At 70.0% G+C, this 26,684-nt stretch carries 21 protein-coding genes and 1 pseudogene; 7 read left to right on the forward strand and 15 right to left on the reverse strand.

The features are described 5' to 3' along the window. Positions 1-98: 98 nt before the first annotated feature. The 8 genes from ABTZ94_RS21870 to ABTZ94_RS21905 form a co-directional block, all read right to left on the reverse strand. Positions 99-1,445 carry a 6-phospho-beta-glucosidase gene (locus ABTZ94_RS21870; RefSeq protein WP_351202729.1) on the reverse strand — a complete coding sequence of 449 codons (1,347 nt, stop codon included), beginning with the start codon at positions 1,443-1,445 and terminating at the stop codon, positions 99-101. 169 nt (positions 1,446-1,614) lie between these two features. Next, positions 1,615-3,207 carry a cytochrome P450 gene (locus ABTZ94_RS21875; protein WP_351202730.1) on the reverse strand — a complete coding sequence of 531 codons (1,593 nt, stop codon included), beginning with the start codon at positions 3,205-3,207 and terminating at the stop codon, positions 1,615-1,617. A gap of 65 nt (positions 3,208-3,272) precedes the next feature. Beyond that, positions 3,273-3,887 (reverse strand): GTP-binding protein, encoded by a 615-nt coding sequence (locus ABTZ94_RS21880; RefSeq protein ID WP_351202731.1) that lies wholly within the window; start codon positions 3,885-3,887, stop codon positions 3,273-3,275. Next, positions 3,868-4,239, reverse strand: coding sequence for a DUF742 domain-containing protein (locus tag ABTZ94_RS21885; RefSeq protein WP_351202732.1), 372 nt, complete (start codon positions 4,237-4,239; stop codon positions 3,868-3,870). The genes ABTZ94_RS21880 and ABTZ94_RS21885 overlap by 20 nt, the downstream gene beginning before the upstream one ends. Further along, positions 4,236-4,643 carry a roadblock/LC7 domain-containing protein gene (locus ABTZ94_RS21890; RefSeq protein ID WP_093896207.1) on the reverse strand — a complete coding sequence of 136 codons (408 nt, stop codon included), beginning with the start codon at positions 4,641-4,643 and terminating at the stop codon, positions 4,236-4,238. The genes ABTZ94_RS21885 and ABTZ94_RS21890 overlap by 4 nt, the downstream gene beginning before the upstream one ends. Further along, positions 4,640-6,238, reverse strand: a complete 1,599-nt coding sequence (locus tag ABTZ94_RS21895) for a sensor histidine kinase (protein ID WP_351202733.1) — start codon at positions 6,236-6,238, stop codon at positions 4,640-4,642. The genes ABTZ94_RS21890 and ABTZ94_RS21895 overlap by 4 nt, the downstream gene beginning before the upstream one ends. A 477-nt stretch (positions 6,239-6,715) precedes the next feature. Beyond that, a complete protein-coding gene (locus tag ABTZ94_RS21900) occupies positions 6,716-7,222 on the reverse strand; it encodes a MarR family winged helix-turn-helix transcriptional regulator (RefSeq protein WP_351202734.1) in 507 nt (168 codons plus the stop codon). Further along, entirely contained in the window at positions 7,219-8,955 is a 1,737-nt protein-coding gene (locus tag ABTZ94_RS21905; RefSeq protein ID WP_351202735.1) for an FUSC family protein, read from the reverse strand. The genes ABTZ94_RS21900 and ABTZ94_RS21905 overlap by 4 nt, the downstream gene beginning before the upstream one ends. A 144-nt stretch (positions 8,956-9,099) precedes the next feature. Between ABTZ94_RS21905 and ABTZ94_RS21910 the strand changes: the two genes are divergently transcribed. Both ABTZ94_RS21910 and pcaB read left to right on the forward strand, forming a co-directional pair. Beyond that, positions 9,100-9,867 (forward strand): VOC family protein, encoded by a 768-nt coding sequence (locus tag ABTZ94_RS21910; protein ID WP_351202736.1) that lies wholly within the window; start codon positions 9,100-9,102, stop codon positions 9,865-9,867. A gap of 64 nt (positions 9,868-9,931) precedes the next feature. Next, complete coding sequence (gene pcaB / locus ABTZ94_RS21915) at positions 9,932-11,299, forward strand: 3-carboxy-cis,cis-muconate cycloisomerase (protein WP_351202737.1); 1,368 nt, start codon at positions 9,932-9,934, stop codon at positions 11,297-11,299. A 63-nt stretch (positions 11,300-11,362) separates the two neighbouring features. Here the strand turns inward: pcaB and ABTZ94_RS21920 are convergent, their stop codons facing one another. After that, entirely contained in the window at positions 11,363-11,971 is a 609-nt protein-coding gene (locus tag ABTZ94_RS21920; RefSeq protein ID WP_351202738.1) for a GNAT family N-acetyltransferase, read from the reverse strand. Between the two features lie 211 nt (positions 11,972-12,182). Between ABTZ94_RS21920 and ABTZ94_RS21925 the strand changes: the two genes are divergently transcribed. Next, entirely contained in the window at positions 12,183-13,424 is a 1,242-nt protein-coding gene (locus ABTZ94_RS21925; RefSeq protein ID WP_351202739.1) for an ROK family protein, read from the forward strand. Between the two features lie 190 nt (positions 13,425-13,614). Here ABTZ94_RS21925 and xylA read toward each other — a convergent pair whose 3' ends face one another. Then, positions 13,615-14,784, reverse strand: a complete 1,170-nt coding sequence (gene xylA / locus ABTZ94_RS21930) for a xylose isomerase (RefSeq protein WP_351202740.1) — start codon at positions 14,782-14,784, stop codon at positions 13,615-13,617. Positions 14,785-15,066: 282 nt separating this feature from the next. Here xylA and xylB point away from each other — a divergent pair, with 282 nt between their 5' ends. From xylB to ABTZ94_RS21950, 4 genes are all read left to right on the forward strand, one after another. Then, the gene (xylB, locus tag ABTZ94_RS21935; protein WP_351202741.1) at positions 15,067-16,548 is read left to right on the forward strand and encodes a xylulokinase; all 1,482 of its coding nucleotides are present in this window, start codon (positions 15,067-15,069) and stop codon (positions 16,546-16,548) included. A 164-nt stretch (positions 16,549-16,712) separates the two neighbouring features. Then, positions 16,713-17,990: a VWA domain-containing protein gene (locus ABTZ94_RS21940; RefSeq protein ID WP_351202742.1), complete on the forward strand. Its 1,278-nt coding sequence runs from the start codon at positions 16,713-16,715 to the stop codon at positions 17,988-17,990. Further along, positions 17,990-18,826, forward strand: coding sequence for a hypothetical protein (locus tag ABTZ94_RS21945; protein WP_351202743.1), 837 nt, complete (start codon positions 17,990-17,992; stop codon positions 18,824-18,826). Before ABTZ94_RS21940 ends, ABTZ94_RS21945 begins: the two co-directional genes overlap by 1 nt. Before the next feature lie 260 nt (positions 18,827-19,086). Further along, positions 19,087-20,454, forward strand: a complete 1,368-nt coding sequence (locus ABTZ94_RS21950; protein WP_351202744.1) for a cytochrome P450 — start codon at positions 19,087-19,089, stop codon at positions 20,452-20,454. A gap of 176 nt (positions 20,455-20,630) precedes the next feature. On the opposite strand, the gene ABTZ94_RS21955 is transcribed toward ABTZ94_RS21950, so the two are convergent. The 5 genes and pseudogenes from ABTZ94_RS21955 to ABTZ94_RS21975 form a co-directional block, all read right to left on the reverse strand. Continuing rightward, complete coding sequence (locus tag ABTZ94_RS21955; RefSeq protein ID WP_351202745.1) at positions 20,631-22,688, reverse strand: phosphocholine-specific phospholipase C; 2,058 nt, start codon at positions 22,686-22,688, stop codon at positions 20,631-20,633. Positions 22,689-22,936: 248 nt separating this feature from the next. After that, on the reverse strand, positions 22,937-24,199 hold the full coding sequence (locus ABTZ94_RS21960; protein WP_351202746.1) for a cytochrome P450 family protein: 1,263 nt from the start codon (positions 24,197-24,199) through the stop codon (positions 22,937-22,939). Further along, entirely contained in the window at positions 24,196-25,509 is a 1,314-nt protein-coding gene (locus tag ABTZ94_RS21965; protein WP_351202747.1) for a cytochrome P450, read from the reverse strand. Before ABTZ94_RS21965 ends, ABTZ94_RS21960 begins: the two co-directional genes overlap by 4 nt. Positions 25,510-25,684: 175 nt before the next feature. Then, positions 25,685-25,837 carry a hypothetical protein gene (locus tag ABTZ94_RS21970; protein WP_351202748.1) on the reverse strand — a complete coding sequence of 51 codons (153 nt, stop codon included), beginning with the start codon at positions 25,835-25,837 and terminating at the stop codon, positions 25,685-25,687. 65 nt (positions 25,838-25,902) lie between these two features. After that, a pseudogene (locus ABTZ94_RS21975) lies at positions 25,903-26,466 on the reverse strand (SAM-dependent methyltransferase); the annotation flags it as partial. Between the last annotated feature and the right edge of the window lie 218 nt (positions 26,467-26,684).

Consider the following 26,684-nt stretch of genomic DNA (forward strand, 5'->3'; position numbering starts at 1 on the left):
GCGGACCCGAGAACCACTACAAGGGCTGCACCCGTATCACCAGCCGAAACGCCGAGCATTGCGCCGCAGATCGAACCTCTAACCGAACGGCATTGGTCCTAGGCGCGGTTCAAATAGGCGAGTCGGGGATGGGCCCTCGTGTACCCGTCGAGGAGGCGTCCGGCCACGGTCACCGAGTCGACCAGCGGGTGCAGCGCGAAAGCCTTCACGGCGGCGGCGCGTGAGCCGCTCTCCGCCGCGTCGAGTACCGCGCGTTCAACGGCCTTGACCGCGGTGACCAGACCGACGGCGTGGTACGGAAGCGGGTCGACTGCGACGGGACGGGCGCCGTTAGCGTCGACCAGGCACGGCACCTCGATGACAGCGTCCGCGTCGAGCACGGAAAGCGTCGTGCGGTTGCGGACGTTGAGGATGAGCGAGGTCCGTTCGTTGCGGGCGACGGCCCGCATGAGGGCGAGGGCCACCTTCTCGTAGCCACCGGACTCCAGATCGCTCTCGTCCCGCTCGCCGACCCCGGCAACCTCCCGGTTCTCCGACATATAGGTGGCTTCGCGTTCGGCGCGGGTGCGGTCCCAGGCCGCCAGTGCGGGGGCGGCCGGGTCCTTGACCCGGGCGTAGAAGCCCTCCTGCTGCTCGCGGAGAAAGGCGCCGCGGGTCTGCTCGGCCTCCTGGTAGGCGCGCACGGCTTCCCGGTTGAAGTAGTAGTAGTGCAGATACTCGTTGGGGACGGCGCCCAGCGACTGCAGCCAGTCGACGCCGAACAGTCTGCCTTCCTCGAAGGAACCGAGGAGCCCCGGATCCGCCAGCAGCCGCGGGAGTTCGTCGCGGCCGTCGACATGCAGCCCGCGGACCCAGCCCAGATGGTTGAGGCCGACGTAGTCGATCCGGGCCCGGTCGGGGTCGGCGCCGAGCACCCTGGCGATACGGCGACCGAGGCCGACCGGGGAGTCGCAGATGCCGATGACCCGGTCGCCCAGGTATCGGGACATGGCCTCGGTGACCAGGCCGGCCGGGTTGGTGAAGTTGATGACCCAGGCGTGCGGGGCGAGCCGCGCGATGCGCTGCGCGAGGTCGACGGCGACGGGCACGGTGCGCAGCCCGTACGCGATGCCGCCCGCGCCGACCGTCTCCTGGCCGAGTACGCCTTCGTCGAGGGCGACCCGTTCGTCGGCGGCCCGTCCTTCGAGGCCGCCGACGCGGATCGCCGAGAAGACGAAGTCGGCGCCGCGCAGCGCCTCGTCGAGCTCGGTGGTGGCGGTGACGGCGGGCGCGTCCGGGACGTTCGCGGCCTGTTCGCCGAGCACCCGGGCGATGGCGGTGAGCCGGTCGGCGTCGGTGTCGTAGAGCGTGACTGCGGACACGCGGCCCTCGGCGTGATCGGCGAGCAGCGCCCCGTACACGAGTGGAACCCGGAATCCGCCGCCGCCCAGAATTGTCAGCTTCACGCTTCCGCATGGTACGGGGGCCGGCCCGGACGGGGCCCGAGCGACTCCGGGCTGCAGCTCTCCCCCGGCGCCGACAGCACCCGGCCCGGTGGTCGCGGACCTGCGGATCCGCGGTCACCGGGCCGGTGATTCGTCGCGCCTGCGCCCCGACGGCGACGGGTGGGTCGGGTCAGTTGCCGCTCCACCAGCGCGAAACGGCCCGCCACAGCCTCGCCGGTGCGGATTCGCTGCGCTGCTGCGGGATCCGGTCGGCGGCGGACTGCCCGGCGGACGTGTCCCCGGACTCGTCGGTGACCGTCGCGGTGGACGTCACACCAGACGCCCCATGCGCACCTGTCGCGCCGATCGAGGCAGGCGCCGGTGTCGCGGCGGGAGTGCGTCCGGGTGCGGTGGCGGTGTGCCGGACCGTGGGCTGCGCCTCCCAGTCCTGGCGTGGCGGGTTCGGCCTCCCCATGGACGGCGGTTCCTTGTCGTCCTGCGGCGTACGCGCGGCAAAGTCCGCCGGAAGCTCCACCAGGTGCCGGCTCATGATGTTCCCGATCCAGCTCAGCTTGCTCTCGTCGACGGCGAGTTCGAGGTCGGGGAGCCGCATCAGCAGGGCGTCGACACCGACGTCCGCGATGGCGCGTCCGATGTCCTGGCCCGGGCATTCATGGGGGCCGCCGCTGAACGCGAGGTGGGCGCGGTTGCCGTCCATGTCGGCGCCCAGGTCGGGCCGTACCACCGGATCGGTGTTGGCCGGTGCGATGCCGACGATCAGGGCGTCGCCCGCCCTGATCTGCTGACCACCCAGTTCGGTGTCGCCGACCGCCCAGCGGCCGAACACCGCGGTGAACGGCGGTTCGTCCCACAGGGTCTGCTCGACCGCTTCGGGCACCGTCATATGGCCGCCGCTGAGCCTGGCCCGGAAGCGGGGGTCGGTGAGCACCATGCGCAAGACGTTGGCGATCAGGTTGGCGGTCGCCTCGTAGGAGGCGATGAGGATCAGCCGCAGATGCTCACTGACCTCCTGGTCGTTCATTCCTGCAGGATGTTCGACGAGCCAGGTGGCGAGGTCCTCCGCGGGTTCGCGCCGGCGGCGTTGGACGAGCCGGGTCAGCGCCTCGACGACGTAGGCGTTGCTCGCGATCGCGGTCGCCGTGCCGCGGATCATGTCGCGGGCGGCCTGGACCATCCGGTCGTTGTACTCCTCGGGCATGCCGAGGATCGCACACATCACCATCATCGGCAGCCGCTCGGCGAACTGGCTGACCAGGTCGACGCGGCCTTCCTGGCAGAAGTCGTTGACGAGCCGGTTGCTGTAGCGGTTGACGTGGCGGCGCACCCCGCGGGTGTCGATGCGGCTCATGCTGTCGGTGACCGCGCCGCGCTGGCGTTCATGGGTGGCACCGTCGGCGAAGACACAGACCGGCTGCCACGTGAAGATCGGGGCCAGCGGGTGGTCCGGGGCGACGGTGCCGTCCTGCAGGGCCCGCCACCGCCGGGAGTCGCGGGAGAACTGCGAGGGGGTACGGGTCATGTGCAGGTTCTCGCTGTGCCCGAGGACCAGCCAGGCGGGTACGTCTCCGTGCAGCAGTACGGGGGCCACGCTGCCGTGTTCGGCGCGCAGCTTGTCGTACAGCCCGTGGGGGTCCCGCTCGGCCTCCGGGCCGTAGAACCGGCGTAGTCCACCGGGGCCGATACCGAGGCCGTGGGCCGGGCACTCGGGCGGCAGAACCGGCCCCTGGGCCGCTCCGGGCTCGTAGTGGAATGGGGTTGTCACGATCGCTCCAGGGATCAGGATTCCAAGGACCAGACGGATGGGACGCGCGGGGGTGTGTACTGCGGTCAGGCGAGCGGGAGGGCCAGACTGTGCAGATAGCGCATCAGCGTCATCAGTACGTCGCGGCTGGAGGCGCGCAGCCGGGCGTCGCAGTCGATCACCGGTACCCCTTCGGGGAGGTCCAGCGCGGCACGCAGCGCCTCGACGGGGTGTTTCGGGGCGTCAGGGAAGGTGTTGACTGCGACGACGAACGGCACGCCGCGCTCCTCCAGCCGCCCGATGACGTCGAAGCTGACTTCGAGGCGGCGGGTGTCGATGAGGACCACCGCGCCGAGGGCGCCTTCGAACAGGCCGTTCCACAGGAACCAGAACCGTTCCTGGCCCGGGGTCCCGAACAGATAGAGGATCAATTCCTCAGTGATGGAGATCCGGCCGAAGTCCATGGCGACGGTGGTGGCGGTCTTGCTCTCCACCCCGAAGTTGTCGTCCACGCCGACTCCGGCCTGGGTCATGGTCTCTTCGGTGGTCAGCGGCCGGATCTCGCTGACGGATCCGACCATGGTCGTCTTGCCGACCCCGAACCCTCCGACGATGACGACCTTCACCGCGGCCGTCGCCGTGGTGGGAAGGACGTCCTCGCGCCGGGGGCCGGTGATCGTGTCAGAGCTTCTGAAGTCCATGCATCACCGCTTCGAGAAGGGATCTGTCGGGGAGGGTGGCGCGGACGATGGGCGCGCGCGATTCGATGAGTCCGGTCGCAAGGAGTTCCGTGAGGAGCGATGTCACCACGCTGAAGGGCAGACCGAGGTAGGCCGAGATCTCGGCGACGGACAAGGGCGCCTGACAGAGCCGCAGGATCACGGCCTGCTCGGGCTGGACCGTCGGCGTCGGCCGGGCCTTCGCGACGACCATCGTGACCAGGTCGAGCGACGCCCGCTCGCTGCCGTCGGGATCGCCGGTGATCACGTACAGGCGTTCCGGGTCGCTCAGTTCCGGATCGGCCTCTCGGCGTTCTCGTCGGGGAGAATTCATCCGGCCTGCCCGTCATGGCGCGGCGGGCTCGTCAGGTGGGCACCGATCCTGACGACCATGTCGCGCATCCGCGACCCGACGAGCCCCGCGTCGACCGTCTCACCGGCAAGGACCGCGAGGTACGCGCCGGTTCCGGCGGCCATCAAGTAGAAGAAGCCGCCGGTGACTTCGATGACGACGAGGCGCATGAGGCCGTCGCTGTACGGGATTTCGGAGGCGACGGCGGCGGCCAGGCTCTGCAACCCCGCGCAGGCCGCCGCGAGGCGGTCGGCGACATCGGGGTCGCCGCCGTGCCGGGCGATGCGCAGACCGTCGGCGGAGAGCACCACGATCTGGTGGATGTCCGGCACGTCATCGGCCAGTTCCTTGAGCATCCAGTCCATATTTCCCCGCTGCTGGATCACTTCAGGTCTCCCTTGTCCCGGGCATCGTCAGAGTCTTCGTCGGTCTTCGGCTCCTGCGGCACGCCGTTGACGGCGTTGGTGAAGGCCTCCAGCCAGAGTCCGGGGGGCTGTGCCTTGCCGCTGTCGTTCCCCTGGCCGTGGCCGCTGCGCTGTCCTGCGGTGGGGGCGACGGCCTGTGCGGGGAGGTTGTGCGAGCCCAGGGGGGCACGGCCGCGGCTGCGGCGTTGCGGGAGACCGCCCGCGGTCCACTCGGTCACCACGGGGACGTCGTCCTCCATGGCGGCCGCGGAGACGACCGGCCGGGTGACGGGTGCGACCGGTCCGGTGACCGGGCGCTGGGCCACGGGGGTGCGGGGCTTGCGGCGTGCCGGCACGACGTGCTTCATGGCCTCCTGGTCGATGTCGCTGGTGGGCCTCGACGTGGCGCCGATGCCGTGGGCGATGCCGGGAGCGGGTCCGGTGGTGATCATGGCGCGGGGCACGATGAGTACGGCGCGGACACCGCCGTACGCGGACTGCCGCAGCGAGATCTGGAGGTCGTACATCCGCGAGAGCCGTCCGACGACTGCCATGCCGAGTCGCGGGGACTCGCCGAGGTCGTTCATGCTGGAGCCGGCCTGGGCTCTGGCGAGCATGTTCTCGGCCCGCGCGCGGGCCTCCTCGCTGAGCGAGACGCCGCCGTCCTCGATCTCGATGGCGATGCCGGTCTGCACCTCGACGGCGGTGACGTGCACCCGGGTCTGCGGCGGCGAGTAGCGGGTGGCGTTGTCGAGGAGTTCGGCGCAGGCGTGGATGAGCGGTTCGACGGCCGTGCCGATGATGGCGACCTTGGCGATCGAGTGCAGATCCACGCGCGGGTACTCCAGGATCCGCGACATGGCACCGCGCAGCACACTGAACAGCGGTACGGGCTTGGGCCATTGGCGACTGGGGCGGGCGCCGCCGAGTACCGCGATGGAGTCGGCGAGACGGCCGATCAGCGCCGTGCCGTGGTCGATGCGGAGCAGGTCGTCGAAGACGTCGGGGTTGCGCCCGTGGTGCTCCTCCATCTCCCGCAGTTCACTCGCCTGGCGGTGGACGATCGCCTGGACGCGCCGGGCTACGTTGACGAAAGCGCGCTGCGCGGAGTCACGCATCGCCTCTTCGTTGTCGATGATGTTCAGCACCGTGTAGACGAGGCTGCGCTGGGCGTCGGGCAGATCGCGGTACAGCTCGTCCGCGTCGACGACGTCCCGGAGCACCTCTTCGGGCGAATTACCCACGCGCAGCCGGTGGATGGCGGCCGGCAGGAGCTCCTTGCTGATCCGCACGGTCTCGTCGTCGTGTGTGGCGATGCGCCGCTCCAGGTCGGCGAAGCGTCGTTCGTACACCGCGCGTTGGGTACGCAGATCGCGTCCCCGGCGGGTGAGTCGAACGGTGAGTGCGGCAACCACGACGGTGGCGAGCGCGCCGCAGCAGGCGAGTGGTGTCCGCGCGGCCTCGGAAACCAGTGCCACCGCGGCGGCGGTCGCGCCGCCCATCAGGAGCACCGGCAGCAACAGGGCGCGAACGACTGGGGCTTCTCGTTCGATCGGCGGTGATTCAACACGAACCATCTAAAACCTCTGGCGGTTGATTCGGAGGTATACGCGCTTGCAGGACACTCGGGAACAAGCGCTCGAATTCATATCAACTCGACTTCGCTGCGCGTGAGCTTAGTCAGATCGAATCAGTGCTTCGGCACATTCGCCCAACCCCCTGCGCGAGCGCTCCCGCGGTAATACACTCACGAGTTTTTGCACGCACCGCCTCCGATCGTGCACAGCGAGTGACGAATGAGGCAAATTTGCGAGACGGAGCATCATCCGTATCGCACAGAGGGGCATTTTCGAGGATGCACGGAATGTCGACTCGAACACTTTTGCGCAAGCAGCACGGGATATGAGGAATCTTCCGAACGACCCGATCCCAGGATCGATCAATTTCATCCCGCAGCGAGGCACAAGGGCACATGCGATCGAAGAGGATCGAATGGAGCACATTCATGACTGAAGGACGGTGCACGGCAACCCGGCGGAGTCCCGGCCCCCGGTTCAGCGCCGGGCGCCGCCGATGCGTCCCTCCAGCTGCACCAGCAACTCGCTGAGCTGGGTGCTGAGCCGGGTACGGGACTGCTCGTCGAGACCGGACAGCACCATGCGTTCGTACGCCAGCTGCCTGGGCAGCAACAGGTCGACCAGGTCGCGGCCCTCCTCGGTGAGGCGGACATGGGCGACGCGGCGGTCGCGGGCGTCGCTGCGGCGGTCGACAAGCCCGCGCTCCTGCAGGACCCGCAGACGCTTCGTGACGGCGGCGCCGGAGGAGAACGTCTCCCTGGCCAGCTCGCCGGGCGTGAGTTCGCGGTCGGTTCGGCGTACGGCACCGAGAAGGTCGAACTCGGCGCGGGTGAGACCGGCTGCGCGCAGCGGGGCGTCCTCCGCCTGCTGGAGCAGGGCCGCACAGCGGTTGATACGGCCGATGAGCTCCATCGGTCCGGTGTCCAGCTCCGGGTTGACTGCCTGCCACTGCCGCACCACCGAGGCGACGATGTCGTCGGTCACACCACTCCGTTCTCCTGGGCGGGGGCGATCAGCCCCTGCCGTGTTGCCGTCGCCGCGAGCGTACGGTGTCCGGCCCGCTCGGCCGCGAGGACCTGCTCCTGGGGCAGCGCGCGTTGCCACCATTCGCCCGCTGCGGCGTCATCGGCCTCGCGCAGCTCGACGAGCGATCCGGTCAGCCTGCGGCGTGCGGCGTCGAGGGCGGCGGGCGTGGGCTGCGGGGCGGCGAGCGCGTGTACGGCGTGGGCGCGGGCCCGGTCGGTGGCGGCCAGGGCCTTTTCGAGGCGTCCGGCGGCCCGGCGGTTGGTCACCAGCATGGCGGCGAGGATGCCCACCCCGGCGCCGATCACGGTGTCCAGGACCCGGTCGCCGATGAGCTCACCGGCCGGGTGGGTGCCGCCGAACTCCAGGACCAGCAGGGCCATCGGTGTGACGGCGATGGAGCCGAGCCAGTAGTTGCGGGTGATCAGGGCCTCGGCCGCGAAGCCGAAGAACAGGCAGAAGCCGACCAGGGCCAGCGGCCCGGTGCGGCTGACCGGGAGGACGGCGGCGAAGACGAGGACGCCGAGCAGATTGCCGAGGGTGCGCTGGAGGGCCCGGTTCCAGGACAATGTCACATTGGCCTGATACAGGGAGGCGGCCGTGACGATCGCCCAGTAGGGCCGGCCGACGCCGGCCGCCTGGGAGACGTATCCGGCCAGAGCGCAGCCGATCAGCGCACGGGCACCGATGGGGAACAGCGGGGAACCCGGCGCGAGGCTGCGCAGCAGTGCGCGACGGGCGTCGCGGCGGTTTCCGGCGCTCCGGGCAGCCCGTTCGGCGTCGATACCGAACAACTCATCGGACGTGCCGGGGGCGGGCGGCGGGGTGGGAACGGGTCCGCGGGCACGGGTCTGCCGGGCCCAGGCGCGGAGCTGTTCGGGGTCGGAAGCGGGAGCGGGAGCGGGAGCGGGGGCAACGGCGGGAGCGATCGACGAAGCGCCGAGGCCGCCCCCGGCGAGGGCGGCCTCGGCGTGGACGACGAGACGTTCGAGAGCCCGGCGTACGGGGGTGGGGCGTCCGGCGGCGAGCAGCGCTTGCCAGGCCGCGTGCACGGCCGCGACAGCGGCGCGCCGAGTGCGATGGCCCGGGTCGGTGACGTATGCCGCGGCCGCGTCGAGTGCGCGGGCGGTCGCCCGTCGCTCCGGGCCCTCCCTGCGGATCGTCGCGGGGCCGACTGTGACCAGCCAGGAGATCACGCCCGCGGCCAGGGTCAGCGCGAGGTGGCCGGGCACCTGGGCGAGGTGCTGCGGGGAGAAGAGTGCTGCCGAGGTGACGAACGTGAAGATCACCGGTCCGGGCGGGCCGATGCGGGTGGCGTCGCAGAGCATCTTCTGTCCGGCGGCGAGCAGTGCGCCCACCGCGATCAGCACGGCGGTCGATCCGGTGAGCGAGGCCGCGACGAGGGATATCGCCATGCCGATGACCATGGAGACGATGACCCCCGCGACGGCTCGGGCGCGGCGGGCGTACGGCAGGTTGTGGCCGTACAGCGCACAGAGCGAGCCGGCCATCGTGTACATCACGAGGTCGAGCCGGCCGCTGGCGAGCAGCAGCAGATCCGGTACGGCAGTGGCGACGACCACGCTCAGCGCCGGCTTGAACCACATGTCCGAGGGCCGGGCGAGGCGCAGGGGGGCTGCCAGCGGGAGTCTGCGGACCGAGGGCTGCCGGGATCGGATGGTTGTATCACTCACTCAAATACTTTAACAGGTATTACACCCGTAAAACATTCTCGATCACGAAGCCCCGGCACCGATGGCCACCTCCTCCCCGAACCCATAGCGTTCAACTGCACGAGGACAAAGAGCCACATATCGATGCACTCCAAAGGAAGCCGAATGAACCTCACCAAACCGGTGCCCGGCGGTCCCTGCTGGATCGAGCTGAGCACCCCCGACATCCCGGCGGCCAAGTCGTTCTACGCGGCACTCTTCGGCTGGCGCTCCGAGACCGATCCGCGTGAGGAGGCGGGCGGCTACACCATGGCGCACCTCGCAGATGCCCGAGTGGCCGCACTGAGTCCCATCTACCAGCCGGGACAGCCGCCCGCCTGGACGGTCTCGTTCGCCAGCGAGGACACGGACGCCACGGTCGAGAAGGTGAAGGCGGCGGGGGGCTCGCTGCTGGTCGGCCCGATGGACGTGTTCGACCAGGGGAGGTTCGCGGTGGTGGCGGATCCGTCCGGTGCCGTGTTCTCGCTCTGGCAGGGCCGCGCCTTCGCCGGTGCCGAGCGGCTGAACGCGCCGGGTGCGCTGGGCTGGGTCGAACTCGTCACCCGTGAGGCCGATCCGGCGCTCGCTTTCTATCGCGCGGTCTTCGGATGGACGGTGAACGCCGCTTCGGAGAGCTACACGCAGTGGGGCGTGGCCGGCGAGGACTTCGGCGGCATGCTGATCATGGACGACAGGTTCCCCCCGGAGGCGCCACCCAACTGGCTGCCGTACTTGGCCGTTACCGACGTCGACGTGACGGCGGCCACCGCGCAGGGGGCGGGCGGTGAACTGCTCATGCCGCCCACGCGCATCCCCGACGGGCCGCGGATCGCGGTGGTACGGGATCCGCAGGGAGCGGTGTTCGGTATCTACCGGGCGGGCGACCAGGGCTAAGGGCTGTCCCGGTTCGACATCCGCCCGCATGGGACGGCGAAACCGCCTTCTTGGAGTACAGCTGATGTACGAGAGCGATGCCGGACTGCTCGCCCCCGGGCGGGCCGGCTCCCCTGCGGAGACGGCCACCGGCGACAGCGCCTTTCTGCAGGCGATGCTCGACGCCGAGGCCGCGCTCACCCGCGCCCAGTGCGACTGCGGGCTCGCTCCCGCCGAGGCGGGGCGGGCGGTGACCGCGGCGGCCGACATGAGCCGATTCGATGTACGGGATGTGGCGCTGCGCGCACGTGCGGGCGGCAATCCGGTCACCCCGCTGGTCGTCGACCTGGTCGCCGCGGTGGAGCAGGACGTCCGGCCGTATGTGCACCGCGGAGCCTCCAGCCAGGACATCCTCGACACGGCCGCCATGCTGGTCGCCGCGCGGACCCTGGCGCCGGTGCTCGACGATCTGGTGCGGGCCGCGGACGCGGTGGCACGGCTCGCCGTCGCACATCGCAACACCCCGATGGCCGGCCGCACGCTCACCCAGCACGCCGTGCCGACCACCTTCGGGCTGAAGGCCGCGGGGTGGCGTGCACTGATCCTCGACGCACGGGACCGGCTGTCGGCCGTACGGGAATCGCTTCCCGCACAACTCGGTGGCCCGGCAGGAACGTTGGCCGCCTTCAATACCTTCGCCCCCATCGATGACGCCGAAGTCGCCGACGACGACGGCCGGGGGCTGACCATGCTCCAGGCATTCGCGAACGAACTCGGTCTGGCCGAACCGCTGTTGCCCTGGCCCAGTCTACGTACCCCGATCGCCGATCTGGCGGGTGCGCTCGCCTTCACGGCAGGTGCGCTCGGCAAGTTGGCGGCCGACGTGCTCACCCTGTCCCGTACCGAGATCGGCGAGGTCGCCGAAGGGAAGGGCGGTGGTTCGTCCACCATGCCGCACAAGGCCAACCCGGTGCGCGCCACGCTGATCGCCGCGGCCGCCCGTCGCGCCCCCGGCCTGGCGGCGACGCTGTACGGCTCGCTCGCCGTCGACGACGAGCGGCCTGCCGGTTCCTGGCACGCCGAGTGGGAGCCGCTGCGCGAACTGCTGCGGCTCGTCGGCGGGGCCGCGTACGACGCCGCCGAACTCACCGACGGGCTGCGCGTCGTCCCGTACGCCATGCGGGAGAATCTGCAGCTCACCGACGGACTGATCGTCTCGGAGCGGCTGGCCGACGTGTTCGCCGAACGGATCGGCCGCGAGCGCGCCAAGGAGGTCCTGGTGAGCGCCTCCGCCCGGGCCCGTGCGGAGGCCGCGGATCTGGCCGACGTGCTCGCCGACGTACTGGACGAGGAGCCAGAGCTCGCCGGTCTCGATCTTTCGGACCTGACCGAACCCGCCCGGTACACCGGCTGCGCGGGCCCTCTCACCGACCGTGCGCTGGACCGCGGATGACCACGCTCACCGTCCCCGGCATCGCGATCAGGCAGGTGGCGGACACCGCCGCCCGCGTCGGGGTCAGCCTGGGGCGTCGTCCCCGCGGATCCGGGCATGGACGTGCATGTCGTGCCAGCCGTCGGCATGGAGATGGCCCCGGCGCCTGGTGCCCTCCAGGGCGAAGCCCGCTTTGGCCGCCACCCGGCAGGACGCCTCGTTCAGCACGGAGTGGGCGAGTTCGAGGCGCTCGAACCCGATCTCGTCGAAGGCCCAGCGTGCCAGCACCGAGACGGCTCGGGGCGCGACGCCGCGTCCGCGGGCGGCAGGCAGCATCCAGTAGGCGCATTCGGCGTGACCGATGGCCGGCGTCAGGGAGCGGAGTGCGACCCGGCCGAGCACCTCCTCGGCTCCGCCGGCCGTGCTCCCGGGGCGGACGACGGCCCAGTGGACTCCGGTCTCGCAGTACCAGGCGCTTTGCCACTGGTCGATCCACTCGCGCGCCTCGTCCTCGGAGTCGGCCCTGCGCAGGTGCCAGCGCTGGATGACCGGGTCGGCGAAGGCGGCGAGGACGGCCGGTGCGTCCGCGTAACGCCACGGCCGCAGCAGCAGGTCGTCGGCGACGGGCAGAGCGGGTTGTACGGAGTCCGCGAGGCGCCCCGGAGGGATATGGGGCGGCACCAAGTACGGCATGGGCGCATCATCGCACGGGGCAGAACCGTTCCGGCGGTACCCGGGGGTTCACCTTCACCGGCGGCCCGTTCTCGGCGGGTTCCTTCTCGCGCGAACGGGCCGCCCCCATTTGCCGGTCGCTTTGCCGGTCGGTCCAAAGGCCTGCCGGTCCCAAAAGCTCACCAGCTCACAGGACTGATCGCACAAGGGATCGCATAGGCTCGGATCCAATATGAAGAGCAACCTCACACCGCTGGGGCCCAAGGCCGACAAGGACACCGTGCGCCGGAGCAACCTCAGTCTGGTGCTGCGGGCCGTCCATGACGAGGGCGAGGCGACGAGGGCCGGGGTCGCCGCGCGGGTGGGACTGACCCGGGCCGCGGTGTCCTCGCTCGTCGAGCAACTCATCGACATCGGGTTCCTCACCGAGTCCGGCAAGACCTTCAGCGGGCAGGCGGGTCGCCCCGGGACCGTGCTCAAAGTGGCGCGCACGGGGCCTTCCGGCCTCGGCGTGGAGGTCAACATCGACTACGTGTCGGTATGTGTCGTCGATCTGGCGGGCACCGGCCGGGTACGGCTCACCGAGCACCTCGACAACCGCGGCGCACCGCCCGCGGAGGTGCTGGCGCGGGCGGCCGGGATCGCGGCGCGCACCCTGGAGTCGGCGCGCGAGCAGGAACTGTTCCCGGTCGGGGTGGCGCTCGCCCTGCCCGGTCTGGTCTCCGGCGGTGCGGTGCGCCAGGCGCCCAACCTGGGCTGGAACCAGGTTCCGGCCGACGAACTCTTCGCCGCTGCGCTCGCCGCCGAGCGACCCGGTCGCGAGGCGCTGCCGGTGCGTTCGGAGAACGAGGCGAATCTGGCGGCGCTGGCCGAGCTCTGGTTCGGCGGACTCGGCACGGTCCGCAGTTTCCTCTATCTGACGGGCGAGATCGGCGTAGGTGGTGCCCTGGTCATCGACGGTGAACTCCTGCGCGGGGCGCACGGGTTCGCCGGAGAGATCGGGCATGTGGTGGTGAACGCGGAGGGACCGCAGTGCCGGTGCGGCTCGCGCGGCTGTCTGGAGCAGTACGCGGGACAGGCGGCGCTCCTGCGCGCCGCCGGGATCGAGGAGTCCGGCAGCGGCTCCGGGGTGGCAGAGCTGGAACGGCGCGCCCGGGCCGGGGACGAGCGGGCGGTGGCCGCTGTCGCGGAGGCCGGCCGGATGCTGGGGCGGGTGCTGTCCGGGACGGTGAATCTGCTCGACCCGGACGCAGTGGTGCTCGGCGGGATATACCGGAACCTGATGCCGTGGCTGTCACCACCCGCCGACGAGGAGCTGACCGGCCGGGTGGTGTCCGGTCTCTGGTCCCCCGGGAGCGGCCGTCTGCGCGCCTCATCCGTCGCGGGTGACGCGGCGCGGGGCGCTGCGGCGCTGGTGATGACGGGGGTACTGGCCGACCCGGTGGCGTACGCGGGCGGCCGGGAAACCGGCTGATCCGCCCCAGTACGGGTGCGGACCCGGAAACCGGCTGATCCGCCCGCAGGGACACGGGCCGGACAACCGGCCGATCCGCCCGCACCGGGTAAGGGCCGGGCAGTCGGCCGCTCCACGCGAACGCGACAGGGTGGGGCCGGATACCTGGTGTTCGCCCCCACCCCCGTGGCCGCGTCACTGCGGGCCGGGATCAGCGGACCCCGAGCAGGTGGTCCATCGCCAGCTGGTCCAGGGCCTCGAACGCCATGCCTCGTTCCGCCGCCGCGTTCACGTCGAACTCCTCGAACGCCGACCGGTCGGCCAGCAGCCCGGCCACGCCGTCCTCGGCAGTGGGGCGGGCCAGCTCGTCGAGCCGGGACGCGCGCAGCGCCTCCTGCACGGCGGGGTCGGCGCGGAAGGCGGCGGCGCGCTCCTTGAGGATCAGGTAGTTGCGCATGCAGCCCGCGGCCGAGGCCCAGACACCGTCGTAGTCCTCGGTCCGCGGCGGCTTGAAGTCGAAGTGCCGCGGGCCCGCGTAACCGGCCGTCTCCAGCAGGTCGACGAGCCAGAACGCCTGGCGCAGGTCACCTGCGCCGAAGCGCAGGTCCTGGTCGTACTTGATGCCGGACTGACCGTTCAGGTCGATGTGGAAGAGCTTGCCCGCCCACAGTGCCTGCGCGATGCCGTGCGGGAAGTTCAGCCCGGCCATCTGCTCGTGCCCGGTCTCCGGGTTGACGCCGACCAGCTCCGGGCGCTCCAGACGCTCGATGAAGGCGAGGGCGTGACCGATGGTCGGCAGCAGGATGTCGCCGCGCGGCTCGTTCGGCTTGGGCTCGATGGCGAACTTCAGGTCGTACCCCTGCTCGGTGACGTAGTCGCCGAGCAGGTCGAAGGCTTCCTTCATACGGTCGAGGGCGACCCGGATGTCCTTGGCGGCGCCGGACTCGGAGCCCTCGCGGCCGCCCCAGGCCACATAAGTGGTGGCGCCGAGCTCGACGGCGAGGTCGATGTTGCGCAGGGTCTTGCGCAGGGCGTAGCGGCGTACGTCCCGGTCGTTGGCGGTGAACGCACCGTCCTTGAACACCGGGTGGGTGAAAAGGTTCGTCGTCGCCATGGGGACGACGAGTCCGGCCGCGTCCAGCGCCTGCCGGAACCGCTTCACGATCCCTTCGCGCTCGGTGTCCGTCGAGCCGAACGGGATCAGGTCGTCGTCGTGGAATGTCACACCGTACGCACCGAGCTCCGCGAGCCGTTGCACGGAGTCGACCGGGTCGATCGCCGTGCGGGTCGCATCGCCGAAGGGGTCGCGCCCCTGCCAGCCCACCGTCCACAGTCCGAAGGTGAACTTGTCGTCGGGGGTGGGCGTGAAGCGTTCCGTCATCGTCTGGCCGCCTTCAGTGCTTTCGGGTTCCATGACCGGGCGAGGTGACCGAACCCTATTTGTTTATCCTCATGACTAATCATGCACGGAGTACGCCCGACACATAACCCCCCACTGCCAGAGATTCGGAGAGATCATTGTCCCCCGCGGGCTCGATCGCGTAATTTGTTTTTCGTACGATCAAATCTCCGTGGCGGCATCCCAGCAGCCACCCTGAAGCGATGTACGCCCCGCAGCCATCTCCTTGCGTCCGTCTCCCCGCACACAGGAATGAGGTCACCCATGCCGCCGCGCACCGTCGTCATCGGTGTGGACAGCTCCACCCAGTCCACCAAAGCCGCCTTCGTCGACGCCGGGACCGGCCGGCTGCTCGCCGTCGGCCGGGCACCGCATGTCGTCACCGGCGAGGCGGGTGCCCGCGAGAGCGATCCGGAGGTGTGGTGGCAGGCGCTGTGCGACGCCGTCGCCGCCGGACTGAAGGAGTCCGGCGTCGCCGCCTCCGCCGTGACCGGTATCGCGGTCGCCGGGCAGCAGCACGGACTGGTTGTCCTCGACCGGGCGGGGCGTCCGCTGCGTCCCGCGCTGCTGTGGAACGACACCCGCTCCGCCCCGCAGGCCGCCGCCCTCACCGCGGCACTGGGCGGGGCCGAGGCCTGGACCGCGCGGACCGGATCCGTGCCGGTGGCCTCCATCACCGCATCGAAGTGGCAGTGGCTGCGGGAGAAGGAACCGGAGAACGCCGCCGCGGCCGCGGCTGTCCGCCTCCCCCACGACTTCCTGACCGAACGCCTCGCGGGCACTGCCGTCACCGACCCCGGCGACGCCTCGGGCACCGGCTGGTACTCCACCGCAACCGGTGCATACGACCCCGAACTGCTCGAACTCCTCGGCCTGGACGCCGCGTTGCTGCCCGAGGTGGTCGAGACCGGTGCGACCCGCATCGGCTCGCTGACCGCCGAAGCGGCCGACGCGCTCGGCCTGCCCGCCAAAATCGCCGTGGCCGCGGGTACCGGGGACAACATGAGCGCCGCCGTCGGCCTCGGACTGGGCGGCGCCGGACTGCTGGACCACCCCGTCCTCAGCCTCGGCACCTCGGGAACGGTCTTCGCCGCCTCCCGGACACGGCCCGCATCGACGGCACTCGCCGGCTTCGCCGCCGCGGACGGTACGTACCTCCCGCTGGCCTGCACCCTCAACTGCACGCTCGCCGTGGACAAGGTCGCCGCACTGCTCGGCCTGGAGCGCGACGACGCAGCCCCCGGCGGCGAGGCGGTGTTCCTCCCCTACCTCGACGGCGAACGCACCCCCGATCTGCCCACCGCCTCCGGCCTGCTCACCGGGCTGCGGCACGACACCACACCGCAGCAGCTCCTGGGCGCCGCCTACGAGGGCGCGGTCTTCACCGTGCTTCGCGCCCTCGACGAACTCCTTCGGGCCTGCGGCCTCGACCCGGCCGACCCCGAGGTGGCCGCCCGGCCACTGCGCCTGATCGGCGGCGGCGCCCAGGGGAACACCTGGGTGGAGACGGTACGGCGGCTCTCCGGCCGGCCGGTGATCGTGCCCGGGAGCGGCGAACTGGTGGCTCTGGGCGCGGCCGCGCTGGCCGCCGCCGCGGCAACCGGCGAGGACCCGGTCACGATCGCCACCGGCTGGAACACCGGTGAGGACACCCGGCTTCCCGCCGTCCAGCGGGACACGGCGACCTGGGAGCGGGTCGGCTCTGCGCTGGAGCGGGCCGCGGGCCCATTGCTGGGCGGGGCCTGACACCGTGCACCCAACACATTCCGAGCCCCTGCCATGCGCCGACCCACACACCGCGCAAGGGGCACTGACTGGCTGTCATTTCCCCCCGACCGGTCCGGAGACGGCCCCCCGGCCGCCTCCGGACCGGTTTGGGGAAGCGAAGCGATCTTCACTAGTATCCGGCGATGATCATAAGAAGAAGGCTGACGGCCGGGGTGGGCATCCTGCTCGCCACCCTGACCGCCGGGCTCGGTTCGGCGCTCCCCGCCGCAGCCGACGAAACCCCCACCAAAGCCTCCCCCAAGGTCGAGCTGGTGCTCGACGTCAGTGGCTCCATGCGGACGCGTGACATCGATGGCCAGTCCCGGATGGCCGCGGCGAAGCAGGCGTTCAACGAGGTCCTGGACGCGGTACCCGAGCAGGTGGAACTCGGCATCCGGACGCTCGGCGCCGACTACCCGGGCAATGACCGGAAGGTCGGCTGCAAGGACACCAAGCAGCTCTACCCGGTCGGCCCGCTGGACCGCACCGAGGCGAAGACCGCCGTCGCCACCCTGGCCCCCACCGGCTGGACGCCGATCGGCCCGGCCCTGCTGGGCGCCGCCGACGACCTCGAGGGCGGCGACTCCACCCGCCGGATCGTGCTGATCAGCGACGGCGAGGACACCTGTGGCCCGCTCGACCCGTGCGAGGTGGCACGTGACATTGCGGCCCGCGGCATCCACCTGGTCATCGACACGCTGGGCCTGGTACCGAATGCGAAGATCCGCGAGCAGCTGACCTGTATCGCCGAGGCCACCGGCGGCACCTACACCGCCGTCCAGCACGCCGATGAACTCTCCGGCCGCGTCAAGCAGTTGGTCGACCGGGCCGCCGAGCCCGTCGTCACACCGGTGGCGACCGAGGGCGCGGACCGCTGCTCCACGGCACCACAGCTCAAGGCGGGTCTGTACACCGACCGGGAGAAGTTCGGCGAGCACCGCTGGTACCGGGTGGATGTGCTGCCCGGTCAGGAGCTGCGCGCCTCGGTGAGCGTCTTCGCGGACCGTGCCGTGAACAATGACTACGGCATGCTGCTGCGGGCGGTGACCGTACACGGCCGGGAAATCGTCCGGGGTTCGGAGTCGGGCACCGGCCGCACCGATGCGATCTCCTCCGGCCTGCGCTACCCGAAGCCCGAGCAGGACGACACGGACAGCGGCGACAAGCCTGCCGCCGAGACCGTGTGCCTCCAGGTCAGCAACTCCTTCTCGGCCCCCGCCTCGGTGAAGACCGCGCCGGGCATGCCCCTGGAGCTGACCGTGGACCTGGTGGACGCCCCGGACGACGCGGCCGATGTCGCCGCGTTCGGTCTCGGCCGCGGCTGGTGGCTGCTGGGCGTACTGGTTCTCACCGGACTGGTCGCGGGTCTGCTGACCGGCTGGATCTCGCGCTGGCGCATCGCCGTCTGGAGGACCAACTGATGCGTACGACACGTGTACTCGCGGGTGCGCTGCTGTCCGGCCTCGCCCTGCTGACCTCGGCGGGCGCCGCCGCGGCCGACGACCCATCGGCGAGCCCGAGCCCGAGCGCCTCGGACGGCGGGTCCGGCCCCACCGAGGCCGGCACCACTTTCCGTACGGCCACTGCGATCCAGCAGAACCAGCGCGCCACCGCCGGGGCGTCCACGGGTGACTACCTGTACTGGGTGTTCCCCGCCGACGCGGGCCAGCGGGCCACCGTCAAGGCGAAGATCAGCCTGCCGGAGAGCGCCACCCGGCACGGCTCGTCGACCTGGCAGGTCGATGTGTACGACGGGCTGCGGCGCCGTCAGGCCTGCATGTACGGCCGCCAGACCGGGAAGGCGGCGGCCGACGCGTCGGCGGTCGAGCTGACCTGCGTGCTGCGGACCGTCCGCGCCTGGTCCGAGCCCTGGGCCAACGACCCGCTGCCGGGCAGCTACTACCTACGTCTCACGGTCGTCGACCTGCCCGCGGCGGATCTCGGTCTTCCGGTGCAGACCGAGATCGAGGTCACGGCGGTCGACAAGGGCGGCGCCGGGGATGTGGACGGCACGCTCGCCGAGCCGCTGGTCCCCGGTGTGTCCTCCGTCGAGCAGGCCTCGGACACGAGTGGCGATGACGCGCCGGCCAAGGTCGCGCTGGGCAGCGAACCAGAGGACGGCTGGGCTTCCGGCTGGTGGACCGATCGCTGGCTGTGGACGGTCGGCGGCGGAGTACTGGGAGCGCTCGCGGCCGTCTTCGGCTACTCCCTCACGCGCGGCAACGGCCGCCCGTCCCGGGTCCCGCCGGGCGTGTGACCCGCACATCGCGGGACGGGCTCCGGACCGGGAGCCCACCACCGAACCGCACCGCCGGACGGGCTCACGCCCCGGGCCCGTCCGGCACCGGCGGACACCTCTCGTCGACCGCCCGGCCGCCCGTATACTCCCGGCGCGGCAGGCCCGCTACCCTCGACAACTCACGTACCGCACAAGGCCGATGACGCATTTCACGCCCCGCGGTACTGCTGACGTCAGGCGCACCAAGTCTGGTGCGCCACAAGGGAGCGGAGACTTTCATGTCCACGGAGACCGGCCCCGCCGTCGATGCCGAGCCGCGAGGCCACGTGATCGTGCCGGGTCCGAAGGGGCTGCCGTTTCTCGGGAACTTGCCACAGTTCGGAAAGAATCCCCTCGCCTTCTTCGAGCGACTGCGCGGTCACGGCGACATGGTCGGCTGGCGATTCGGCCCCAACTCGTGTGTGTACATAGCCGATCCGGAGTGCATAGGCGAGCTGCTCACCGAGACGGAACGCACCTTCGACCAGCCCGCACTCGGCATCGCGTTCCGGACCGTGTTGGGAAACGGTGTTGTGGTCGCCCGCGGTACGGCCTGGCGGCGGAAGCGGTCGCTGGTGCAGCCTTCCGTACGGCCCAAGCAGGTGCGGTCGTACGCGTCGACGATGGCGAGCAGCACGGTGGAGCTGGCGGACACCTGGTCCGGCGGTGAACGCATCGACATCAAGCGGGAGATGGCGGCACTGACGCAGAGGATCGCGGTCCGCACGATCTTCGGCGCCGACACCCCGGCCGACGCCGATGCGATGGGCCGGGCGATGGATGTGGCTCAGCGGGAGATCGGCAAGGAGTTCGCCGGTATCGGCGCGCTGTTGCCTGACTGGGTGCCGACGCCGGGCCGGGCCAGGATCAGGAAGGCCGCCGCGGTCATCGACGCCGAGGTGGGCCGGGTCGTCGCCCGTCACCGCGACGGCGGGGACGATCGCCCCGATCTGCTGAGCCGGCTGCTGACCGCGGTCGACGAGACGGGTGCGCGCCTCACGGACCAGGAGATACGCGACGAGACGGTCACGTTGTACATCGGTGGTCACGAAACGACCAGCTCCACTCTGGTGTGGGCCTGGTATCTGCTGTCCCGCAACCCGCGGACGCGCGTCGCGCTCACCGAGGAGCTGGAGCGGGTACTCGGTGACCGGGAGCCGGAGTTCGACGACTACGCCCGGCTGACGTACACCCAGTCGGTGGTCAAGGAGACCCTGCGCCTCTACCCGACGATCTGGCTGGTCACCGGCGTCGCCAAGGAGGGTGCGCGGATCGGCGGTGTGCCGATGCCGGAGGGCACCAGGGTGTGGACCAGTCAGTGGGCGACACACCGCGACGAGCGGTGGTTTCCCGAGCCCGAGGAGTTCCGCCCCGAGCGCTGGGATCCGGAGCAGGGCGACGACATCGCGGAGTACGCCTGGTTCCCGTTCGGCGGCGGCCCCCGGGTCTGCCTGGGCACACGGTTCGCGATGGTCGAGGCGGTGCTGATCCTTGCCGTGCTGGCACGCCGTTTCGAACTGGAGGTGGACCCGGGCACCGTCAACCCCGTACCGACGCTGACGCTGCAGCCGGACCGTGAAGTGATGGCAACGGTCCGGGCGCGGTAGCGGTGTGCAGGGTGGGGCGGGGTGGCCGCAGCGGTCTCCGGCATTCCCGCCCCATGGACTCGTCGGCAAGGTCGAAGGCGGGGCGCCGCAACGATCCCCCCGTCGGCACTGACATCCCCCGAGGTGGATCAGGGGTGGGGCACATGGGCACCTGCGCCCCACCCCGGCCCGCTGGTTCAGCCTGCGATCAGGGCCGGATCGCTCGTACCCGCCTCGCCCGTCTCGACGTGTCCGGCAAAACGGCGCAGGAACGTGGGGTCCGTGTCGGAGACCACCGAGATGTCGTACCAGCGGCTGCTCCCCCGCAGGTCCACCGAGTGGTTCACAGTCGCGCCCGCCCGCACCGTGAACGTCTGGGCAGAACCGCCGTAGGCGTCGCTCAGCGTCACATGAGCGTCCCCGGAACCGGCATGAGTCATCGTCAGGTCGAGATGGCCATTGGTGGCGTTGTGGCGGGCGGTCACCTCGGGCCCTGCCGCTTTGCCGGGCCCCTTGAAGGTACGAAGGAAGCCGTTCGGACCGTACACGCTGAGGTTGGTCACTCCGTTCGAGTAGGCCGTGTTCCAGGTGTCGGAGAGCGATTTGCCGGCCTCGGTGGTGTACGTCCACGGTCCGTCGGTACGGTTCGCGGACGTCACCAGGAACTGCGCCCCGGCCGCGGCGCCGCCGCTGAAGGTGAGGCCGTACTTTCCGGTCGCCGAATTCGCCGCGCCGTCCACGAACGGCGCGTACGGCAGCGGCCGGGTGGGCCGGGAACCCGGTTCCTGTTTGGGAACGCTGCCGACGGCGGGCGGCACGGGCACATAGTCGGGATGCCGGTTGCGGTCCGGCGGCAGGTACCCGTCGGTGGAGGGGAGGGCGACGGGGGCGGTATTGGAACGGCGGAAGTCGAACGCGGAGGTGAGGTCACCGCAGATGGCGCGTCGCCAGGGCGAGATGTTCGGTTCCTTCACCCCGAAGCGTCGCTCCATGAACCGGATGATCGAGGTGTGGTCGAAGACCTCGGAGCACGAGAACCCTCCGATGCTCCACGGCGAGACGACCAGCATCGGAACGCGCTGCCCCAGACCGTACGGGCCTGCGGCGTATCTGATGTTGCCCGCAAAACAGTCGGCGGAGGTCGCCACGGTGGACAGCCCCTGCGCGGCCCCGGACGGCGGATACGGCGGCACGATGTGGTCGAAGAATCCGTCGTTCTCGTCGTACGTGATGAACAGGGCGGTCCTGCCCCACACCTCCGGGTTGGACGTCAGCGCGTCCAGCACCTGCGCGATGTACCAGGCACCGTAATTCGCGGGCCAGTTGGGATGCTCGGTGAAGGCTTCCGGGGCCGCGATCCAGGAGATCTTCGGAAGGGACCCGGTCTTCACATCGGCCCTGAGCCTGTCGAAGAGCCCGTCGCCGTTCTTGGCGTCAGTGCCGGTGCGAGCCTTGTCGTAGAGCGGATCGCCGGGCTTGGCATTGCGGTAATTGTTGAAGTACAGCAGCGAGTTGTCGCCGTAGTTCCCCCGGTACGCGTCGCTGATCCATCCCCAGGACCCTGCGGCATCGAGCCCGTCGCCGATGTCCTGGTAGATCTTCCAGGACACCCCGGCCTTCTCCAGCCGCTCGGGGTACGTCGTCCACCCGTACCCCGCCTCGTCGTTCCCGAGCACGGGGCCGCCGCCGGTGCCGTCGTTGCCGGTGTATCCCGTCCACATGTAGTAGCGGTTGGGATCCGTTGAGCCGATGAAGGAGCAGTGGTATGCGTCGCAGACGGTGAACGCGTCGGCGAGGGCGTAGTGGAACGGTATGTCCTCCCGGGTGAGGTAGGCCATCGTCGTCGCCGACTTGGCGGGGACCCACTGGTCGTACTTGCCCTTGTTGAACGCCCAGTGACTGCCCGCCCAGTCGTGGTTGAGGTCCTGGATGAACTGGAGCCCGAGGTTGTCGGCCGTGGGCCGGAACGGCAGCACTTCCTTGATGCCGGAAGACTGGTGCCACACCGGTTTTCCGCTGGGCAATGTCACCGGACGCGGGTCGCCGAAGCCGCGTACGCCCTTCAGCGTGCCGAAGTAGTGGTCGAACGAGCGGTTCTCCTGCATCAGCACGACGATGTGCTCGACATCCTCGAGGGTGCCGGTGGCGCCCTTCGCCGGGAGGGAGGCAGCGCGGGCGATGCTGTCCGACAGCATGGTGAAGGCGGCTGCGCCTCCGGCGAGTTGCATGAAGCGGCGTCGGTCGAGTTCAGTCATGGGTGAGGACCTCTGTGGGGTGAGGAGGTGTGGGGGCGCAAGCGACTGGAGTGTTCCAGAGTCCGCCGGGCTGCGAAAGAGCGACGTGGTGTGGGCACGGTGGCGATCCGCCGAACAGCAGTCGGCGGATTGGTGCGTGACCGTCCCGGCGGGCGCGGCCGCGGTGACCTGTCCGGCCCCGATCCCCCGGGCAGGCCGGAGGGCCGCCCGGACGGTTCGGGCGGCCCTCGGTTTCCCCTCGATACGCGTCAGCCGTGCAGCAGGACCGGGAATGCTTCCATGTCGTTCTGCGTCATCACCGGCAGCTTGCGGATCTCCTCGTCCGCAATGGCCGGCCGCAGTCCGGGGAAGCGCCGGAACAGTGCGGGCAGGGCAATGCCGGCCTCCACACGGGAGAGCGCCGCTCCGGGGCAGATGTGGGGGCCGTGGCCGAAGGTCATGTGGCGGATCGGGGTCGGCCGGGTGATGTCGAAAGCGTCGGCGTCCGGCCCGTGCTGCTCGATGTCACGGCCGATGGCGCGATAGGAGATCACCACGCCCTCGCCCTTCGCGATCACGTCGTCGCCGATCTGAATGTCCTCGGTGGCGAACCGCATCAGCAGATGGGTGGTGGGAGTGTCCCAGCGGAGCGTCTCCTCGATGACCGTCTCCCACGGGATCTCGCCGTCGAGAACCTTGCGCAACTGGTCGGGGTGGCCGAGCAGGGCGCGTACGGTATTCAGGATCAGCCCGATGGTGGTCTCGTGCCCGGCGGCGACCATCGCCTTGAGATTGCCCACCACCTCTTCCTCGGTGAGTGGCTCTCCGCCTTCTTCGGCAAGGATGAGCGCGCTGGTGAGATCGTCGGTCGGCCGGGCTGTCTTCTCGCGTACGAGGGCGGCGTAGAAGACATCCAACTCGGCCAGCAGCGCGAGGCGTTCCTCCTGCGGTGTGAGCATGGAGAAGAATTCCTTGTACCGCTTCATCAGCATGGGGTGCTCGGCCTCGTCCACCCCCATCAGCATGCCGACGACCCGCATCGGCAACGGCTGCGCGAACACGGACTTGAGGTCGACCGCACCGCCCTCGTTCTTCTCCCCCTGCTCGGCGAGGGCATCGAGCAGTTCCTCGGTGAACTTCTCGATCTCCGGGCGTATCTCCTCCAGCCGGCGCGGTGTGAGTGCCTGGGAGATCTTGGTACGCAGCCGTCGGTGCTCCGACCCGTCCACGGTGAACATGGAACGCCCGGCGTCGATCATGCCGATCAGCGGCCAGGCGTGCGTGACCTCCCCGCGCTGCCAGAGCCCCCAGGCGTCGAGATCCTTCACCAGGCGGGGGTCGACAAGCAGTTGACGGGCCACGGCGTGCCGGGTGACGGTCCAGGCCGGAACGCCGAGCAGTTCGATCCTGGCGAGCGGACCGGCGTCACGCAGCCGCGCCGTCTCACCGTCGAGATCCTGGACCAACGGGTCGATGACGACGGCCCCGCCACGCAAAGTGGCCTCTTGGGCAGCAGCGTGCGGGCAGTTCAAGCGAATTCTCCCGTCGGACGTACGGGGGTGAACCGGACGGGCAGCGCAGTCATCCCACGCAGGAAGGCTGACTGTCGCCGGACGAGCTCCTGCGCCGGTACGGACAGCTCCAGGTCGGGCAGCCGGTCGAGCAGCACTTCGATGCCGGTACGGGCGATGATCTCTGCGATCTCCTGGGCGGGGAAGGGACAGCGGTATTCGCCGTGGCTGAACGCCAGATGCGCGCTGTTGCCTCCCTGGCCGGAGATGCCCGCCGTGGTCGAGAGATGCTGCCGGATGTGCGGATCGGTGTTGGCGGCGCCCAGACCGAGCAGCACCATGTCACCGGCACGGATGCTCCTGCCGCCCAGCCGGGTGTCACGGGCCGCCCAGCGACCGGCGAGGATCTGCGTCGGACCCTCCTCCCAGAGCACCTCGTTCATGACCTCGGCGGCACTGTGCCGTCCGCCGGAGAGCGCCACGGCGAACTGATCGTCGGTGAGCATCAGCCGCAGCGAGTTACCGATCCAGTCGGCGGTGGTGAGGTGCCCCGCGGCCGTGATGGCCATCAGGTCGAGCACGTACTCCTCATCGGTGAACTCGCCGGGGTACGCCAGCATCCGGGAGGTGACATCGTTCCCCGGCACGGCCTGCCGGGCCGCCAACAGCCGCTGCATGTGCTCCCCGAACCGCAGATGAGCCTCCTGCGCACCCGGTCCGCCGTCAGCGAGATCCCTCAGCACGTCGGCGATCCGCGCCCCATCCTCATCGGGGAAGCCGACCAGACGGGCGAGGACGAGCACGGGGAGCGGTACGGCGAAATCGGCGATCAGATCGGCCGTACCGCGTTCACAGAACCCGTCGATGAGCCGGTCGGCCAACTGCTCGCAGTCTCCTCGGAGTTCGAATGGCTCGACCTCTTCCAGGGCCTGCCCCACCATCGCGGCGTGACGCCGGTGCTCGGCCCCCGCTGTGAAGTAGATGGACGGCATCGGCCGGCCGATCATCGGCAACAGCGGCCAGTCCTCCGGGATGTGCTCCCACTGATTCCACAGTCCGACGTCCCTGGGGAACAACTCGCCGTCACTCGTCACCTGGTGGAGTTCGCGGTACCCGATGACCAGCCAGGCAGGAAATCCGCCGGGCAGCTCGACGGGCACAACGGGCCCGTGTTCGCTTCGCATGGCGCGGTAGACGAGATGGGGTTCGGTGTGGAACTCGGAACCACTGAGCCGTACGGCGGACGCGACAGCGCTCGCCGGGCAACCTCCGCCAGGCGCTGACACGGGGGCGGACGAGCGCTCGGGCACGCCGGATGCGGGCGTCGTCATCGTGCGGACTCTCCTGTGCCGAAGGCTTCACGCGTTGCGGTCGGACGATCAACGCAGCTTCACTATAGGGATATTCAGTGAGTTCTTCGGCATCAATCACGACCATTCTCGCCACTTACGTGATCACCTGAGCTCGTTTTTGAAGCATTTTTGACTATAAGGGCAGGGATGTACATCACTGGAGCCGCAGAAGCTCGACCACGAGCCGCGCATCGGCCGATTCACTTGCGGGCACCTGCGCGACAATCCGGTTGTCGAGCTCCTCGTCACGGGGGACGCCATTCAGGCCGTAGCCGTCCTTGTCCGGCCCCAGCCACTCCTGTGGCATCGTGCCGCAGACCGTCAATCCGCGGCACGATGCATCACGTGGGGGCCGACGACAGCGCCTGCGCGTCACTCCTTGACGCCGATTCCACCGAAGGCATCGACATCGGCGGGAACGGCCGCGCTGTCGGCGTCGGGCCGCCACTCACTGAGCCGGACGAAGCCGGGGTCGAGGATCCGCAGCCCGTCGAAGAGCGTGACGATCTCGCTCGGCTCGCGGACGAAATACGGCACTGCGCCGCTCTCGATGTATGCCTTCTCCGCGGCGATCATGCCCTCGCTGGTACGCGTGCCGTCGTACACCACGAGGTGGCTGCCGGACGGCAGGCCCGCCATCAGCCGGCCCACCACCTCACGCGCCCGCGCGAAGTCGCCCGCGTGACCGAGTATACCGAGCAGCATCAGGGCCACAGGCCGGTCGAAGTCGAGTGTCTTCGCGGCCTCGGCAAGGATGGCGTCCGGGTCGTAGAGGTCGGCATCGATGTAGTTGGTGACCCCCTCGGGTGAGCTGGTGAGCAGGGCACGAGCGTGCGTGAGAACGAGCGGGTCGTTGTCCACGTACACGATGCGTGACTCGGGGGCGATGCCCTGGGCCACCTGGTGTGTGTTGTCCGCAGTGGGCAGGCCGGTCCCCGTTGTTGCGGCTGGTTCCGAACACTGGTGGCACAGTTCAAGGCCCCCGCGCACAGCACGACCCTCTGCTCTGTTTCCCCCTTCGATGTCGAACCCCCAGGGATCTCTCGGGGTTGTCCCCCACTGAAGGACTCCGTTGGGAAATCCGCAAAGCGGCGGTCTGTAGTGGTCGGGATGGCATGATCGTCTTGTCTGTGGGCGGGAGGGGTCGGGGTGTC

This window comes from Streptomyces sp. NPDC002785, from assembly GCF_040295565.1.
Lineage (GTDB): Bacteria > Actinomycetota > Actinomycetes > Streptomycetales > Streptomycetaceae > Streptomyces.